Raw genomic sequence first — 2633 nt, forward strand, 5'->3', positions numbered from 1 at the left:
TGGCCACCACCCCCGCGACGCTCACCTCACGCCATCTGTCTGCCTTATGCCGGAACTAGACTCTTTCGCCCGCTTAAAGGGAGGATAAAGATGACGCCAATCCCAACACCCAAGTTGAGTAACCGCCCAATCGGCATCCTTGCAGCTCTTTCCACATTTCTACTCGCTTCATCGGCCTTGGCCGACATGTCGACCGCGGTACGGCAGAGCAGCCATGAGGTGACCGGCCTGCAACAGCCTGCTGAACTCATCATCGACCAATGGGGCATTCCGCACATCTACGCGGGCAGCACCCGCGATGCCATCTTCCTTCAGGGCTACAACGCCGCCCGCGACCGGCTCTGGCAAATCGACCTCTGGCGCAAGCGGGGCCTTGGCCTGCTCGCGAAGGATTTCGGTCCGACCTACGTTGCTCAGGACAGGGCCACCCGCATGTTCCTCTACCGCGGAGACATGGACAAGGAATGGGCTGCTTACGGGCCCGATGCGAAGAACTATACCGAGGCCTTTGTCGCCGGGATCAACGCCTTCGTCGAAGAGGTGCGCGTTGGCCGCAGGCCCATGCCGGTCGAGTTCAGGGTCGCCGGCACAATGCCCGACCGCTGGAGCCCTGAAGACGTGGTGCGGATCCGAAGCCACGGCCTCACCCGCAACGTTGAGTCGGAGGTCACGCGGGCACGGGTCGCCTGCGCGGCAGGCCTTGAGACAGATCGGTTCCGGCGCATCCTGGAGCCACAGTGGACGAACAAGGTCCCTGAGGGACTTGATCCCTGCACTATACCCCGGGAGGTGCTGAACGACTATAACCTGGCCACCCGCGAAGTCACCTTCGCTCGCCCCGGCCAGCAGCGCACCTCGCTCGACCGGGTGACCGATGTCGGGTCAAACAACTGGACCGTTGCGCCAAGCCGCACAGCCACCGGCCGCCCAATCCTGGCGAATGATCCCCATCGTGCACACGGGGTCCCGTCCCTGCGCTACATCGTGCATCTCAACGCTCCCGGCCTCTCGGTGATCGGGGCAGGGGAACCGGCCCTTCCGGGCATCTCCATCGGTCACAATGGTCAGATCGCCTTTGGCCTTACGATCTTTGCCATCGATCAGGAGGATCTCTTCGTCTACGAAACCAACCCGCAGAACCCGAACCAGTACCGTTACCGCGATGGCTGGGAGGACATGCGGACCGTTCGCGAGACGATTGAGGTGAAGGGGGAAAGACCACGCGAGGTCGACCTGCGCTTCACGCGGCATGGTCCTGTCCTTCATGCCGAGCCTGCTCAGCGGCGGGCCTTTGCCATGCGGACAGTATGGTTCGAGCCGGGAACATCAGCCTACTTCAACTCCGCCGAGTACATGACCGCAAAGGATTGGAACGGCTTCAAGAAGGCCATGGCCAACTGGGGAGCTCCGTCCGAGAACCAGGTCTACGCCGACACTTCCGGTAACATTGGCTGGATTGTCGGTGGGCGCTCGCCCCTGCGTCCGAACTGGGACGGACTGATGCCTGTTCCTGGTGACGGCCGCTATGAATGGTCAGGCTTTCTGAAGGGCGAGGAGCTGCCTCAGGTCTTCAATCCAGAGTCGGGGTGGTTTGCGACTGCCAATGAGATGAACATCCCGGCCGGATACCCGGTTGCAGAGCGCAAGGTCGGCTTCGAGTGGTCAGACCCGTCGCGGATCACCCGCATCAAGGAAGTCCTCTCGTCCAAGGAGAAGATCACGTTGGCGGACTCGATGGATCTCCAGACCGACGACTATTCGGTCAACGGACGGCGGCTGACCAGATTGCTTCAGCCGCTGAATACCAGTGATGCTGCGGTGGGCGAGGGCCTGAATTTGCTCAAGGAGTGGAACCATCGCACATCGGCTGACAGCGCCGGCGCGGCTCTGTTTGAGGTATGGATGACCAAGCATCTGGGACGGGCGCTCGTGGCAAGAGCCATTCCCGAGCCGGCGCGGGCGGCCCTTGGTGCGCCGGACATCAATGCCGTCATCACCTACCTGGAGAACCCTGACAGCGCACTGGGTCCTGATCCTAAGGCTGCTCGTGATGCCATACTGCTCGAGAGCCTGAAAGGCGCTGTGGACGAGATGCGTCAGCTCCTCGGCCCGGACATTGCGAACTGGGCTTGGGGCAAGCTCCATCATGCTCAGTTCGAGCATGCGCTCTCGCCCCTCGTGGACGATGCCACCAGGGCTCAGATGACGGTTGGCCGGCTTGCAAAAGGCGGGTCTGCATTCAGCCCGTTCGCGGCATCGTACCGCCAGTCGGACTTCCGGGTGACGTCCGGCGCCTCGTTCCGCATGGTGCTGGATGTTGGGAACTGGGATCAAAGCGTGACCGTCAACACCCCCGGCCAGTCGGGCGATCCCTTCAGCGCCCATTACCGCGACCTCGCCCCAGTATGGGCGGCTGGCGAGTACGTTCCGCTCGTCTACTCCCGCGAGGCGGTTGAACGCGCAGCTCGCGAGGCAATCAGGTTGACGCCGGCGCGATAAACCTGAAGCCTGGTTGCCCTGCGCAGGGCAACCAGCCTAACCCTATCCCTGCCAGTGCTGAACTCGCCGATGCAGCGATCCGTTCGAATGACTCTGCTGCTTTACACCCTGCTGCCGAGCCGGAAAGTCTCCTT

The 2633-nt window shown here is 62.4% G+C and carries 1 protein-coding gene; it reads left to right on the plus strand.

Going from position 1 to position 2633, the window contains the following annotated elements:
* Positions 1-186 precede the first annotated feature (186 nt).
* Positions 187-2499 (plus strand): penicillin acylase family protein, encoded by a 2313-nt coding sequence (locus tag AC0QTX_RS27310; RefSeq protein WP_474606930.1) that lies wholly within the window; start codon positions 187-189, stop codon positions 2497-2499.
* The last annotated feature ends 134 nt before the right edge of the window (positions 2500-2633 follow it).

The sequence above is a fragment of the Microvirga sp. jy35 genome (assembly GCF_056148915.1).